Origin of the sequence: Halioxenophilus aromaticivorans (assembly GCF_042850945.1) — a bacterium.
GTDB lineage: Bacteria > Pseudomonadota > Gammaproteobacteria > Pseudomonadales > Cellvibrionaceae > Halioxenophilus > Halioxenophilus aromaticivorans.
Genome location: NZ_AP031496.1, coordinates 2139474 through 2153468, shown reverse-complemented (window position 1 = coordinate 2153468; position 13995 = coordinate 2139474). Strand labels below are relative to the sequence as shown.

At 52.2% G+C, this 13995-nt stretch carries 10 protein-coding genes and 1 tRNA gene; 6 read left to right on the top strand and 5 right to left on the bottom strand.

The window, feature by feature from the left end; translation table 11 throughout:
- Nucleotides 1-8: 8 nt before the first annotated feature.
- Nucleotides 9-962: a chemotaxis protein CheV gene (locus ACGHM3_RS09350; protein ID WP_345418730.1), complete on the bottom strand. Its 954-nt coding sequence runs from the start codon at nt 960-962 to the stop codon at nt 9-11.
- A 188-nt stretch (nt 963-1150) separates the two neighbouring features.
- On the opposite strand from ACGHM3_RS09350, the gene flgA reads away from it, so the two are divergent.
- The 5 genes from flgA (at nt 1151) to ACGHM3_RS09325 (ending at nt 4037) form a co-directional block, all read left to right on the top strand.
- Complete coding sequence (gene flgA / locus ACGHM3_RS09345) at nt 1151-1888, top strand: flagellar basal body P-ring formation chaperone FlgA (RefSeq protein WP_345418727.1); 738 nt, start codon at nt 1151-1153, stop codon at nt 1886-1888.
- Between the two features lie 259 nt (nt 1889-2147).
- Nucleotides 2148-2465: a flagellar biosynthesis anti-sigma factor FlgM gene (gene flgM / locus ACGHM3_RS09340; protein WP_345418724.1), complete on the top strand. Its 318-nt coding sequence runs from the start codon at nt 2148-2150 to the stop codon at nt 2463-2465.
- 68 nt (nt 2466-2533) lie between these two features.
- A complete protein-coding gene (locus tag ACGHM3_RS09335; protein WP_345418721.1) occupies nt 2534-3073 on the top strand; it encodes a flagellar protein FlgN in 540 nt (179 codons plus the stop codon).
- Between the two features lie 139 nt (nt 3074-3212).
- Nucleotides 3213-3288, top strand: a tRNA-Arg gene (locus ACGHM3_RS09330).
- 35 nt (nt 3289-3323) lie between these two features.
- Nucleotides 3324-4037: a 16S rRNA (uracil(1498)-N(3))-methyltransferase gene (locus ACGHM3_RS09325; RefSeq protein ID WP_345418718.1), complete on the top strand. Its 714-nt coding sequence runs from the start codon at nt 3324-3326 to the stop codon at nt 4035-4037.
- Nucleotides 4038-4071: 34 nt separating this feature from the next.
- On the opposite strand, the gene hppD is transcribed toward ACGHM3_RS09325, so the two are convergent.
- Nucleotides 4072-5103 carry a 4-hydroxyphenylpyruvate dioxygenase gene (gene hppD / locus ACGHM3_RS09320; protein ID WP_345418715.1) on the bottom strand — a complete coding sequence of 344 codons (1032 nt, stop codon included), beginning with the start codon at nt 5101-5103 and terminating at the stop codon, nt 4072-4074.
- A 237-nt stretch (nt 5104-5340) separates the two neighbouring features.
- Between hppD and ACGHM3_RS09315 the strand changes: the two genes are divergently transcribed.
- The gene (locus ACGHM3_RS09315; RefSeq protein WP_345418712.1) at nt 5341-5820 is read left to right on the top strand and encodes a peptidylprolyl isomerase; all 480 of its coding nucleotides are present in this window, start codon (nt 5341-5343) and stop codon (nt 5818-5820) included.
- Nucleotides 5821-5959: 139 nt separating this feature from the next.
- Here ACGHM3_RS09315 and aceF read toward each other — a convergent pair whose 3' ends face one another.
- The 3 genes from aceF to ACGHM3_RS09300 all read right to left on the bottom strand — a co-directional run bounded on the left by aceF (nt 5960) and on the right by ACGHM3_RS09300 (nt 13990).
- A complete protein-coding gene (aceF, locus tag ACGHM3_RS09310) occupies nt 5960-7894 on the bottom strand; it encodes a dihydrolipoyllysine-residue acetyltransferase (RefSeq protein ID WP_345418709.1) in 1935 nt (644 codons plus the stop codon).
- An 81-nt stretch (nt 7895-7975) separates the two neighbouring features.
- On the bottom strand, nt 7976-10627 hold the full coding sequence (gene aceE / locus ACGHM3_RS09305) for a pyruvate dehydrogenase (acetyl-transferring), homodimeric type (RefSeq protein WP_345418706.1): 2652 nt from the start codon (nt 10625-10627) through the stop codon (nt 7976-7978).
- A gap of 549 nt (nt 10628-11176) precedes the next feature.
- On the bottom strand, nt 11177-13990 hold the full coding sequence (locus ACGHM3_RS09300) for an insulinase family protein (protein ID WP_345418703.1): 2814 nt from the start codon (nt 13988-13990) through the stop codon (nt 11177-11179).
- Nucleotides 13991-13995: the final 5 nt, after the last annotated feature.

The window sequence follows — 13995 nt, the reverse complement described above, 5'->3', positions numbered from 1 at the left end:
GCCTGCTGTCATTCTTCTTCGTCCAGCAAGCTCTCACCCGTCATACATTTGACACGCTCATTAAGCACTCGCGCCAAATCGTCTGGGTTGAACTTGGCTAGAAAGTCATCGGCCCCTACCTTAGTGACCATGGCTTCGTTGAACACACCACTGAGCGAGGTGTGTAAGACAACGTGCAGGTCTTTAAGCGCCGGATTCGCCCGCACCTCAGCGGTGAAGGTGTAGCCGTCCATTTCAGGCATCTCGATGTCTGAAATCACTAATATGAGCTCGTCGGCTGCGATTTGACCCTCAGCCACCATGCTTTCGAGGTACTCTAGCGCCTCCCTGCCGTCCTTTTTCAGTGTGGTCTTGATACCCATCTGCTCAACCACACGCTGAATTTGCTTGCGCGCAATGGCAGAGTCGTCGACGATCAATACGTGCTTCTGCACTACCCGCTCGCCAATGCCATCCTCTATGACGCCTTGGCTAATCTCATCAGACAACGGGCTCACCTCGGCCAGTATTTTCTCGACGTCAATAATCTCAACCAATTGGTTTTCGATCTCAGTGACAGCGGTGAGATAATTCTCTCGGCCAGCGCCCTTTGGTGGCGGATGAATAGACTCCCAATTCATATTAACGATCTTTTCCACAGCGCCTACTAGAAAGCCCTGGGTAGATCGGTTGTACTCGGTAATGATTACAAAGCAGTTTTCAATATTTTCCAAAGGCGATCGGCCTATGGACAAATTCATGTCCATTATCGAGATGGTCCCACCGCGAATATGGGCCACTCCCCGTACTACTGGGTTTCTGTTGGGAATCTCGTATAAAGGAGGGCACTGGAGCACCTCTTTCACCTTGAATACGTTGATGCCGTACATTTGCTTGCCTTTTAGGCGAAACAACAGCAATTCCAGGCGATTTTGACCAACCAATTGCGTCCGTTGGTTAACGCTGTCTAAAACACCAGCCATGAGTTTCCTCTCAGGAAATGTATTGTCTTATCATTCTGAACGATGATGCAAAACTGGGCACGTGCTTTGCTTACATCCACTCAAAACCAAAGAATTAACGGTTACTGACAAGTTTTCGGCGCAATCAGGAAAAACTTAAATACTGATACCGGAAAACCAGAACTCTTTTAAAACAGCATAGGTTATAAATGGCGAAGATTCCTGAGCAGCTGATTCCGCTGGCCCGCTACGCAACAGCGTGCGTCGTGGCAATGTCTGCCAGTTTTGCCGGGGCCAATGTCGATTCCGAGCGTCAATCGTTGCCTGAGCTGGCCGATGCTGTACAGCAGCGTTTACTGGACCACTATCTAGCCGATCAGCGTTTCGCTGATGTCCAAATCACAACCAATACACCAGATGCACGTCTGCGATTAGTTAAGTGCGACCAACCGCTGACCATTACCCCACCCCACAACTCCGCCGGCGGCCGCGTGACCAGCCAAGTGGCTTGCCGCTCTGCCACCACGCAATGGTCGGTGTATGTCGTCAGCCAAGTGCAATTGATGGCCCAGGTGGTGGTTGCCAGAGTCCCGTTGCTGCGCGGCCAGGCAATCAGCCAGGACGATGTCTCTGTTGTGGTTTCCGATGTAACCCGTCTGGGTCAAGGTTTTTACTCCGTCGCCGATGATATTGTGGGAATGGAACCCAAACGCTCCATCAACCCAGGCGACCAGATTCGAGCTCAATGGCTGGTTGCGCCGAAAGCGATAAAACGCGGCCAGAGAGTAACGATCATCGCCAAATCGGCCACCGTTGCCGTGGAGGCATCCGGCACAGCCCTGAGCGACGGACGTCTCGGTGACCAGATAAGGGTTCGCAATGAGCGTAGTGACCGAGTGGTTAAAGGTGTGGTCAGTGCCGACCGAGTGATCACTATCGCTCTGTAGATTTGCCGCCGCGAAGGGTTGTTTTCTCAGGTTGAATGGCAGTGGCAGAGATTTGACAAGCAGAACTAGCACTGTATTAGAACAACCCTCGGGACTACGCAAATTTTTTAAAAAAACAGTTAAAGTTTTGAGATTAGCGGCCGAAAGCCATTACAGAGCATCTTAAAACGTAACTCGGTTGCCTTAGGTAGCCCAACGAACACAGATAGAATGCCGGTCCTCCCGCATTCACCACAAGCAAAGAGTAAAGGTAAACACCATGGCTATTGACCAATTACACGCCAACTCAGCTGCTAGTAAAGGTATCAGTAAAGGCATTGCGCAGGGCGCGCCTGCACAGAAGCAAGAAAGCAGCGCCACTGGCAACGCGAAACTGGCAGAGCCACAGGAAGGCCGAGTTTCTATCAGCCCTGAAGCCAATCGCTTGGCACGCCTGGAAGCTAACATCAATGCGGCGCCGGACGTAGACAGCCAGCGAGTAGAAGATATTAAACGCGCCATCAGCGACGGCAGCTACCAAGTAGACGCCGAAGCGATTGCGGGTAAATTGCTAGATCAAGACGACTTTTTCGCTTAATACACACCGTTTTTCGCGAAACGGGGGCTCGCCCCCCAGTTGATGCCGGATAACAAGGAGATGCTCTAATGACACACGCGGCAACGAGTTACACCGATTCATCCCTCGCACCAGAACACGATCTGGTAAAAGAAAACCTACTGTCTGACTTAGACGCAGCCGGCAAGCTTGCCAAATTGCTGGATTTGGAAAATCAGCTGCTGCGTGCTTCAACCACCGCCATCAACGAAGAGTTGAGCGAAGTGGTAGAAGCCAAGCAACCCATCGTTGACGCCTTGGAACGCAACGCTCAGCAACGCGAACAATGGGTTCGCCCTATGCTTACCCGCCTTAAAAATGCCAACACCCGTAGCGGAGATAAATCTCTAAAAGTTTGGCTTTCACTCATCGAGCGCGACGACGAACTGCTCGAATTGTGGAACAAGGTTGAGCAGTACATTCAAATTTGCCAGCGCTTAAATATGATCAACGGCCGCCTAATCGGCTTTCGTAAAATGCGTGGCCGCAGGCTAGCTGAAATGCTCTTTGGCCGCCCGCAAACCGATACCTATTCTGCCAACGGGCAAGCCGAAACTAGCCGTGGAAGCCACACCCTAGTTCACGTTTAACGCAAACCAGTTACCCGTCTCCAAGTGAATCATTAGGCCAACTTGTTGGCCTTTTTTTTGTGCTTGTTGTTCGGCATTTATTCACCTGTCAAATAAGCACTCGCGTCACTGGCTGCGTTCGGTATAATGCCGCGCTGATCTCCCCATAGTTCAACCGGATAGAACGAGGGCCTCCTAAGCCCTAAATCCAGGTTCGAGTCCTGGTGGGGAGGCCATTCCTTTTGCCGTTGTCGAAGAGGTCAGTGGTACCGTGAACTTATTGCTTCTGACTTCTGCCGACCTACTCTCACCCACAACCGCACAGGTTTGCGACTACCGCGCCGAACATTTGCGAAAAATTCACCGGTCCTCTGTGGGTGATCAGCTGCGCGTCGGCGTGGTTAATGGCAGCATGGGTACAGCTACCATTACCAGCATCACTGATTCAGCAGTAACACTGGATTTTGACTGCTCCTGCTCGCCCCCTGCGCCAATGCCATTGACCTTGGTGCTTGCCCTACCCCGTCCGCAAATGCTGAAACGCAGCTTGCAAACCCTGGCTACCATGGGCGTAAAAGACGTGCATTTAATTGGCTCTGCCCGGGTAGAAAAAAGCTTTTGGTCCAGCCCGATGCTGAACGGGGAAGAAATAAATCGGCAGTTGATTTTAGGCTTGGAGCAAGGCATCGATACCGTCCTTCCGAGTATCGAATTTCACAAGCGCTTTAAACCCTTCGTCGAAGATATTCTGCCTACGCTGTGCCAAGGTAAAAACGCCTGGGTGGCCCACCCCGGCAACAGCACCCCCTGCCCTAGAGCCAGCGTCGGCCCGCAGCTGCTGGTCATCGGCCCAGAGGGTGGTTTTTTGGACTACGAAGTAGAAAAGCTCACCGCCGCTGGCTGCCAGCAAATTCAACTTGGGCCACGCATATTACGCGTGGAAACAGCCCTGCCTGTACTACTGAGCCGTTTCTATCCTCATTAGTGAGACACCCGGGCGGCCTAACCTTGATTCGCGGCTAGCGACTCAACACCCCACGGCGCTGTTGATCTAGCTCGATGGATTCAAACAGTGCTTGGAAATTACCCTCACCAAACCCTTTATTGCCTTCGCGCTGAATGTACTCGAAGAAAATCGGACCTATGCTGTTTTGTGTGAAGATCTGCATCAATAAACCGCCGCCTTGTTTTTCGCCGCCATCGAGCAAAATGCGCCGCAGCTGCAGTTGACTGAGATCCTTGCCATGGCCAGGCAGGCGTTCGTCCACCAATTCATAGTAGGTGTCCGGCGTATCTTGGAAAGCAATACCGGCGGCCGATAGCGAATCCACGGCGTGGCAAATATCTGAACACTGCAGCGCAATGTGTTGAACGCCTTCGCCATTGTATTCACGCACGAACTCGGCGATCTGCGAGACATCGTCTTTTGATTCGTTCAAAGGGATGGTGACGCGGCCATTACGGCTGGTGACCACCTCACTGACCAGCCCGGTCTGCTTGCCGTTGATATCAAAGCTGCGCACACTGCTAAAGCCGAAGACGCGATGATAAAACTCGCGCATCCGGGCCACTCCGCCGATGTGCAGATTGTGCGTAAGATGATCGATGGACAATATCGAGTTGGCTTGGTGCTGGTGGCGAGTAGGCTCAAAGTTGAAGGCTTGAAATAAGGTCTGTAAATGGTGATCGTCTACCAGATATATTAGGGCTGCGCCAACGCCCTGTACGGCGGGGATTGGCCAGTCTGGGTTCGCCGCAGGCTCAGCCCCCAAAGCTAGGGCTTGTTGATAGGCCTGGGCTGAATCCGCCACTTTAAAGCCTAGGGCACTGACTCCCCGGGTGTGTTTGACACGGAACTCAGCGGCACTGCCGCCCAGGCTGGGATTGGAGATAAACACAATCTCTGACAAGTTATAGAGTTTTCGATCGTCACTGGCCCGCCAGTTAAAACCCATCTGCAAGAACAGATCGTGCAATTTCTCAGGCTTACTGCCAGAAAACTCCAAAAAGGCAATGTTTTCTACATCAACGCACTGCGATACCTGGGCCATAGATTGTCTCCTTACATAATGTGCCGCACCCGAATACTGAATGCGACCGTCTATTTAACTACCACCGACTACAAAAAAACTGCTGGCCAACAGCCTACAGCCGCCGTATTGCAAGTTTAGTAGACCACCGCCACAACACTAAAGTTCTTGCCGATAGCGGTAACAAAACTCCTTTAATAACCGGAAATTTCGTATAATCGCCGGCTTTCACAATACAGCCATACGAGCCACAAACCGATGCTAATTGATAAAGACAGCGTGGTGCAATTTCACTACAGCGTAAAAGAGAACGACCAAACCCTAGAAGACACCTACAGCGATGAACCCATGCTGTATCTGCACGGCCACAATAACCTTATGCCAGCTCTGGAAGAAGCCCTGGTCGGCAAGGCTGCCGGCGATGACGTCGTAGTGACCCTGCCACCAGAGAAGGCCTATGGCGAGCGAGTAGAGAAAGAGCCGCGCCGAGTGCCTAAAAAGCACCTATTAACCAAAGGTAAAATCAGCCCTGGGCAAATTGTACAGGTCAATACAGAGCACGGCGCCACAGAAGCCGTGGTTATAAAGGTCGGTCTAAAGAACGTCGATTTAGACACCAATCACCCCTTTGCCGGCAAAACCCTGACATTCGAGGTTAAAATCCTCGACGTACGCGCAGCCAGCCAGGAAGAAATTACCCACGGCCACGCCCACGGTATTGGCGGCCATCACCACTAGGCCATTAAATATCAAGCGGTGATGGATACGCACATATAAAAAAAGGAGCAACCTACCAAGGCTGCTCCTTTTTTATTGCTCCCGCAATCGTTGTACCTGGGCCACCACCCAAGCCGAAGCTTGGGTGGTAGCCTTAGGATTACAACAACATGCGACGCACGTCAGACAGTACCGATACCAAGTAGGTGAAGAATCGGCCACAATCGGCGCCGTTGATCACGCGGTGATCGTAGGACAAGCTCAACGGCAACATGTTGCGCGGCTCAAAGTCCTTGCCGTTCCACACCGGCTTCATCTCTGCTTTGGATACGCCTAAGATAGCCACCTCTGGCGCATTGACAATGGGAGTAAAGCCTTTACCACCCATGGCACCAAGGCTGGAAATGGTAAAACAACCGCCCTGCATTTCACTGGGTGATAACTTACCATCACGCGCTTTCTTGATCACAGCGTTGGCCTCTTCTGCCAATTCCCAAAGACCTTTTTTATCAACGTCCTTGATGACAGGCACGAGCAAGCCAATGGGCGTATCCGCAGCAATACCAATATGACAGTACTTTTTGTACACCACCGACTCGCCGTCGGCACCTAACGAACTGTTGAACTTAGGCTCTGCCGCCAACGCCGCAGCAGCAGCTTTAAGCAAGAATGGTAACGGCGTGAGCTTAATTCCGCGCTTTTCACCTTCAGCTTTTAAGCTTTTACGGAAGGCCTCCAAATCGGTGATGTCAGCATCATCGAACTGGGTAACCGCCGGGATGTGAAGCCAGTTACGGTGCATATTGAAGGCCGTGAGCTTTTGGATTTTGCTCATGGTTTTGGTTTCAATTTCACCAAACTTGCTGAAATCCACCGCAGGCATCGGCGGGATACCCGCGCCTTCTGCGGCCATTGTACCCGATGGCTTATGACGATCTTTCTGCGCAACAATCTGCTTAACGTAGTTATCCACGTCTTCTTTCAAGATTCTGCCACGCGGGCCAGAGGCTTTAACATCAGCCAAGTCCACACCCAGCAAACGTGCGTGGGTACGCACCGCAGGGCCGGCATAGACTTCGGTGGCCTTGTTAAAGGCATCCGCAGGTGCTCCGGCCACTGGGTCGGCAGGTTTTTCGGCTTTAGCGGCAGCGGGCGCGGTCGGTGCAGCAGGAGCAGCGGATACAGCTGGCGCCGGGGCCGGTGCATCAGCGGTGCCTTCCAGCTCTACAACGGGGTCACCGGTGCTTACCTTTTGGCCGACTTCAATTAAGATTTTGGTCACTTTACCAGCGGCGTTAGCGGGTACATCAACCGTGGCTTTGTCGGTTTCCAGCACCGCCAGGGCATCGCCCTCTTCAATGCTATCGCCAACCTGTACCGAGATCTCAATAACTTCAACGTCGTCGGCGCCATCCGGAACCGTTGCCGTTTTACTAACGCTTTGCGCAGGTGCTGCGGGGGCCGCAGGCGCCTCAGCGGCTGGGGCTGGAGTTGCAGCAGCAGGCTCCGGCGCTGCAGGAGCAGCACCACTGGCACCCGCCAGCTCGGCCACCAAATCACCAGAACTCAGCTTATCACCCACGGAAATGGCCACAGAAACCACTTTACCCGAGGCCGAAGCGGGTACATCCACCGTGGCTTTATCGGTTTCCAATACTGCCACTGGATCGCCTTCGCTGATTTCATCACCCGGCTTAATATTTACTTCAATAACTTCCGCGCCCTCAACGCCATCAGGCACCACGGCCTGGGCGCTGGCGGCCGCCGGCACGCTGGCTGGAGCCGGCGCTGGCACAGCAGGAGCCTCAGCAGCGGGTGCAGGCTCAGGCTCTGCAACCGGAGTGCCGGCTTCACCGCCGGCGGCATCCAAAGTACAGATTTCATCGCCTTCACTGACTTTATCGCCCACACTTAACTTAATAGAGCCGACGGTGCCCTCAGCTGGGCAAGGCACTTCCATGGTTGCTTTGTCTGTTTCAAGTACGATCAAGGATTGTTCTTGCGCGACGGCATCACCTACGGCAACGCAGACTTCAATGACTTCAACACCCTCTGCACCACCGATATCCGGAACAGTGATTGTTTGACTGGACACTGTGTCTCCTTAATTAACATTGCGAGTGCAAATACAGCTCGCGAAAATTTGTTTCACCAGGTTTAAAATCGGGCGCTGCTATTACAGCGCCATTGGATCGATTTTTTCCGGGTCGATGCCGAAATCCTTAATGGCCTTGGTTACGTCGGCAGGCTTAAGCTTGCCTTCTTTAACCAAACCACTCAGTGCAGCAATCACGATGTACTTACGGTTAACTTCGAAGTGCTCACGCAACTTGCTGCGAGTGTCACTGCGGCCAAAACCATCGGTGCCCAGCACAATGTATTCGCGATCGATGAACGGACGAATTTGCTCAGCATAGGTTTTGATGTAGTCCGTAGCGGCAATGATCGGGCCCTTGGAGTCTGCCAATTGTTTGGTAACAAACGGCACCTTAGGCTCGCTCTCTGGGTGCAGCATATTCCAACGTTCAACGCTTTGACCTTCACGGGCCAACTCGTTAACACTGGTCAAGCTCCATACGTCAGCGTCTACGTCGTAATCGCTGCGCAGAATTTCTGCCGCCGCTTCCACTTCACGCAGGATGGTACCGCCGCCCAATAACTGAACTTTTTTACCAGTTTTCTTTTTACCGGCTTTCAGTTTATACATACCTTTGATGATGTCTTCTTCCGCACCTTTTGGCATTTCTGGGTGCTGGTAGTTTTCATTCATCGCAGTGATGTAGTAGTAGCAGTTCTCCTGGTCTTCAAACATGCGTTTGATACCGTCTTGGATGATCACGGCCAGTTCGAAGCTGTAACAAGGGTCATAACTCTTACAGTTAGGTACAGTGCTGGCCAAGATCAAACTGTGGCCGTCCTGGTGTTGCAAACCTTCACCGTTAAGCGTGGTGCGGCCTGCGGTGGCGCCAATCAAGAAGCCTTTGGCTTGGATATCACCGGCCAACCAACACAGATCGCCTACCCGTTGGAAACCGAACATAGAGTAAAAGATGTAGAACGGAATCAGTGGGTAGTTGTAGTTGGTGTAGGAAGTACCAGCAGCTACCCAGGCAGACATTGCACCGGATTCGTTAATACCTTCTTCGAGGATCTGACCCTTCTTGTCCTCTTTGTAATACATGATTTGGCCGGCATCGTGCGGGGTGTACTTCTGGCCCGCAGACGAGTAAATACCCAGCTGACGGAACATACCTTCCATACCGAAAGTACGCGCTTCATCTGGCACGATGGGCACAATACGATCGCCGATCTTTTTGTCTTTCACCAGGGTCGACAACACGCGAACGAAGGCCATTGTGGAGGAGATCTTACGATCACCGGAGCCTTTCAACTGAGCGTTGAAGTCGTTCAGCGGTGGCGCTGGCAACGATGGGTAATTGGTGTTACGTGATGGAATTGGACCATTCAGAGCGTCACGACGCTTTTTCATGTAGACCATTTCTGGGCTGTCCGGCGCTGGACGGTAATAAGGTACCGAATCCAATTGTTCGTCGGTTAACGGAATACCAAAGCGATCGCGGAAACGTTTCAGGTCATCTTTACCCAGCTTCTTGACGGAGTGGGTTTCGTTGACGGCTTCACCAGAAGCGCCCATGCCGTAACCTTTAACGGTTTGCGCCAAAATTACGGTTGGCTGGCCTTTGTGGGCCACCGCTTCGGCGTAGGCTGCGTAAACTTTGAATGGGTCATGGCCACCGCGGTTGAGGTACATGATGTCCTCGTCGCTAAGGTCTTTGACCATTTCCAGCAGCTCTGGGTATTTGCCGAAGAAATGCTCGCGGGTGTAAGCACCGCCATTGGCTTTAAAGTTCTGCAGTTCACCATCACAGACTTCGTCCATGCGTTTTTGCAGTAAACCTTTTTCGTCGTTTTCCAGCAGAGGATCCCAATGACGACCCCAGAGTACTTTGAGGACGTTCCAACCGGCACCACGGAAGACACCTTCTAGCTCTTGAACAATTTTACCGTTACCGCGCACTGGGCCATCCAGACGCTGCAGGTTACAGTTCACAACAAAGATCAGGTTTTCCAGTTCTTCACGGCCAGCCAGTGAAATTGCGCCCAGGGTTTCTGGCTCATCACACTCACCATCACCGATGAAACACCATACTTTACGGTCGCCACGTTTTACTTGATCACGGGCGGACATGTAGCGCATCACGTGCGCTTGGTAGATGGCACCGATGGGACCCAGCCCCATGGAAACGGTTGGGAACTGCCAGTAATCAGGCATTAACCAAGGGTGTGGGTAGGAAGACAAGCCCTTGCCATCGACTTCACGGCGGAAGTTATCCAACTGCTCTTCGTCGAACCGACCTTCAAGGTAAGAGCGAGCGTACATACCTGGGGAGGCGTGACCTTGGAAATAAATCAAGTCGCCGGGCTGGTCACCTTCGTTACCACGGAAGAAGTAGTTAAAGCCTACATCGTACAAAGTGGCGGCCGAGGCGAAGGTTGCAATGTGGCCACCCAAGCCTTCGTCGTTGTCGTTGGCCCGCATCACCATTGCCATGGCATTCCAGCGAATTAAAGAACGAATACGGCGCTCCATGAACATGTCACCGGGCATGCGCTTTTCTTTACTGGTTGGAAGGGTGTTGCGGTAAGGGGTGGTTATTGCGGGGGGGAGGTTGACACCAACAGCGGATGCTCTGGTGGCTAAATCGTGCAGTAGTTGTGCCGCGCGCTCGGGGCCTGCGTGACGAATCACTGAATGCAGCGCATCTACCCACTCTGATGTTTCCAGAGAATCAATATCCTCTTGCATTAATTGTCTCCTCAAGATGGTACTTGCTCGCCCGACTGGACGAGAGATAACTTTTGTTAGCGCTTCATATTAAACACGCGGTGCTGCCAAGGATGACTGGTTACTTGCAGTACACGCGCCAAGGAAATAGGGCTGTGTTGTAATGTGGTGAATAGGTTGCTGTGGTGTGGCAAAACCAGAAACGAGCCCGTGTGATCAAACAAGCAATACTTCTTATATAATTGCTTGCCGGCTTCGCCCCTGGGTTGCAGCAACACTACCGAAAACGGCCACCCATAGGGATGATATCGGTACGGTACTTTCGGCCCTTCGAAAATCTTGTAGTATTTTTACATAAACATTCGGGTGTGACTAGATGCCGCGCCTATATTGAATCCGCTTATATCAAAAATTAATGAGTCAACCCCGAAGCATTGGTCAACTTTTGACCAAACCCCTAGTGAATACGCGTTTTGCAATGCAGCATGCCTAAATAACGAACAACGGGGAAACAACCGCACATTTCTGTAACAAAACTACAAAAAAGTGTTTTCGAATAGCACTTCCGGCTTATGGATAGACGTAACTTTCGGAGGTTTTTTTAACCTCTTCACCGTCGCGTAGCCAGCCGCCCCGCTTTGGCAATTCATCAGCTTCGCCCGCCGCCAACCACAGCCAGCGCGGACTCTGGATCACAACGGATTGATAATAAGCGCTAAAGTCAGCCAAATTGATGGCAGAAATAGCCTCGGCCAGTTTATCTTGTAAATCGAAGGTGGGTTGGTCGCGTACGATGTTGTCCCAGTATAGGCCGCCCTGCTCGCGCAAATTTTTAGGCTTTTGCAGCAGTTCCACCAGCAGTGCCTCTTTATGTTGCTCTAATTGTTCGTCGCTGGGCATAGTGTAATCGGCGAGGAAGGTGGCCACCGCGGTGCTAAGCTGTTCCACCGAAGCCTTGGGCGACTGCACCACAAATGCGATACCCGGTACTTTTTTGTAATCGACATTGGACGCAAACACGATATAACCCAGTTGTTGCTCGGTGCGCAGGTCATTGAAAAAGTCGGCACTGAGGACTTGTTGTAACAACATCTGGTGCGCCTGCTCTGTTAAAGAATCTCCAGCACCTTGCAAGTAACCGATAAGCGCTTGGTCAGGATGCTCTACCGTCAGCCAGAGTCGCTCTGGGCTAGTATCCAATTTAACCACCTTGGCCGGCGGCAGCTGCCAGCGGTTCGGTAATGTCAGTACTTTGTCTACCATAGCGGTAAATCGCTGAGCCTGCTCAGCGTCAAAGTTGCCGTATACCAGCATCTTGGCTTTGCCGTCTTGGTAGAGTGAAGCGGTAAACGCTTTCATATCTTCCAATGTCACCTCAGACAGCGCCGCCAGCCTGTCATCACTGGACCACTGTGGTGTGAACATGGTCACCGACAAATCGGCATACAATTGGGCGTAGGGAGGACGCTTGTTGGCATTGCGCCACTCCCGGATGACCTGGGCCTTCACCCGCTCAAATTGCGGCGCTATGGCTTCAAAGTCGGTTAACCGAGACAAGATTATTTCCAATAGATGCTCTTGCTTATCGGTGTAACCGCCGACCTGGACATCCAAACCTCGGGTATTCGCACTCAGCCCAAAGTTGAGCCCAGCCAAGGTAGCAGGATAGGAAAATGCGTTCAGACTTTCCTCTACCATGCGTTCGTACACCGCCAGCATGGCCGCATGTTGAACATCCTGAGCCGCGGCCGGCAGCATGGTACGAATCATCACCAGGCCCCGAGGTACGGCGTAACTGACGTCGGTTTGGTACCACAGCTCGGATTCCTCTGATGTCACCAAGGTTGGTGCGGTGGTATTTTTAGGCGCCTCCAGCAAGGCCAATTGTTTAGGGATAAACTCATTGCGCGGCGGTAAGGTTAACTGAGCGACCAGATTTTCATCGCTGGGCCACTGATGGCCTTTTAACGATTTCACCGCGTAGGGAGTATCGTAGTACTGGCTGGTCTTGTCGGCTTTAACCTCCGGCGCCAACACCAGCAGGAACAAGTTGTCCGGCGCAATTTTATCCAGATACTGTTTGATCAGTGACTTATCAAATTTCTCGTACAGGTAACCCGCTTGGTAAACCTCCGGGGCTGGGTATTCCTGCAACTGTGAAGCTAGGTAACTCACCGTGCGTTGAGGGTCTTGTTTTTCTTGGTAGCGAAAATCCAAGGCGGCCAACTGCTGTTGCTCTTTATAGCGCCAACGCTTCAAACCTTGCCGCTTAATTTGGTCAATACCGGCGAAGAACAATCCAATGACCTCTTCACGGTGTTGCCAGCCCGCCTTGGTTAGGCTGATATTGACCATCATGCTACTGCTGTAACGATCGTCCAGGCCACTTCCGGCAGACAGCGACTCAGCCCAACCCTGCTGCTTTAAGGTATTGAGAATACTGCCCTGCCCTTCGTGGCCGACCAAATTAGCAATGTACTCCAATGGCTTCTTTCTATAGTACGGTTGCAATAAGGGCACTGGGAACAGCAGGCCCAATGAGCGTGTTTCCTTCACCGGTACTACACTCAGCATTTGCGGCAAGGATTCGGGTTTAAACATGGGTACAGCGTTGCGTTTGGCTTGCAGCCGATACCGAGGAACCTGACTAAAGCGCGGCACCACCATGGCTTGCAGGTCATCCAACGATTCACGTCCCAGCACCACTAGGGCCATATTCTCACTGGAATAATGGGTCTTGTAGAACTGCAACAAATCATCCCGCACCAGATCGCTATCGCGGTCGGCTAGAGTCTCGTTGCTACCCACGGAGAACTGAGCCGCTGGGTGCTCGGGATTAACCACTTCGCGCAGCGCATCGAAGCTGCGCCGCATGTCGTCTTTGATGCGAGCGCTGTATTCCGAATCAACGGCATTACGTTCTCGGGTGACGTACTCCGGCGTGAACAAGGGCGCAATGAAAAATTGGGCAAAACGATCCAGCGCTGGCTCTAGCGCGCCGGCGCGGATGTCGAAGAAGTAGTTGGTGTGTTCCAGTGCGGTGTAGGCGTTATGGCCGCCGCCGTTGGCACTGATAAAAGCTTGGTACTCATCGGACTCGGGGTACTTTTTAGTACCCAAAAACAGCATATGCTCAAGGAAATGGGCTAGGCCTGCTCGGTCTGCGGGGTTATCAGCGCTGCCGGTGTAGACGTCCAAGGCGGCTGCGGCCTTATCGGCGCTGGCATCGTGTATCAACAACACCTTGAGGCCGTTATCGAGTTCCAGGTAGCGATGCTCACGATCATCAACATCGCTGGTGATTATCGGCTCGGACCACGCGGTGGCAATCAAACATAAACTTACAATACAACCAACCAGAATGGGCCTTGCCAATTTAATCATATGCT

What these genes read in the sequence shown, in the direction of transcription:
- ACGHM3_RS09335 (WP_345418721.1), top strand. Translation starts at nt 2,534, where the DNA reads ATGACACACGCGGCAACGAGTTACACCGATTCATCCCTCGCACCAGAA.
- flgA (WP_345418727.1), top strand. Translation starts at nt 1,151, where the DNA reads ATGGCGAAGATTCCTGAGCAGCTGATTCCGCTGGCCCGCTACGCAACA.
- ACGHM3_RS09300 (WP_345418703.1), bottom strand. Translation starts at nt 13,990, where the DNA reads ATGATTAAATTGGCAAGGCCCATTCTGGTTGGTTGTATTGTAAGTTTA.
- flgM (WP_345418724.1), top strand. Translation starts at nt 2,148, where the DNA reads ATGGCTATTGACCAATTACACGCCAACTCAGCTGCTAGTAAAGGTATC.
- ACGHM3_RS09315 (WP_345418712.1), top strand. Translation starts at nt 5,341, where the DNA reads ATGCTAATTGATAAAGACAGCGTGGTGCAATTTCACTACAGCGTAAAA.
- aceE (WP_345418706.1), bottom strand. Translation starts at nt 10,627, where the DNA reads ATGCAAGAGGATATTGATTCTCTGGAAACATCAGAGTGGGTAGATGCG.
- ACGHM3_RS09350 (WP_345418730.1), bottom strand. Translation starts at nt 962, where the DNA reads ATGGCTGGTGTTTTAGACAGCGTTAACCAACGGACGCAATTGGTTGGT.
- hppD (WP_345418715.1), bottom strand. Translation starts at nt 5,103, where the DNA reads ATGGCCCAGGTATCGCAGTGCGTTGATGTAGAAAACATTGCCTTTTTG.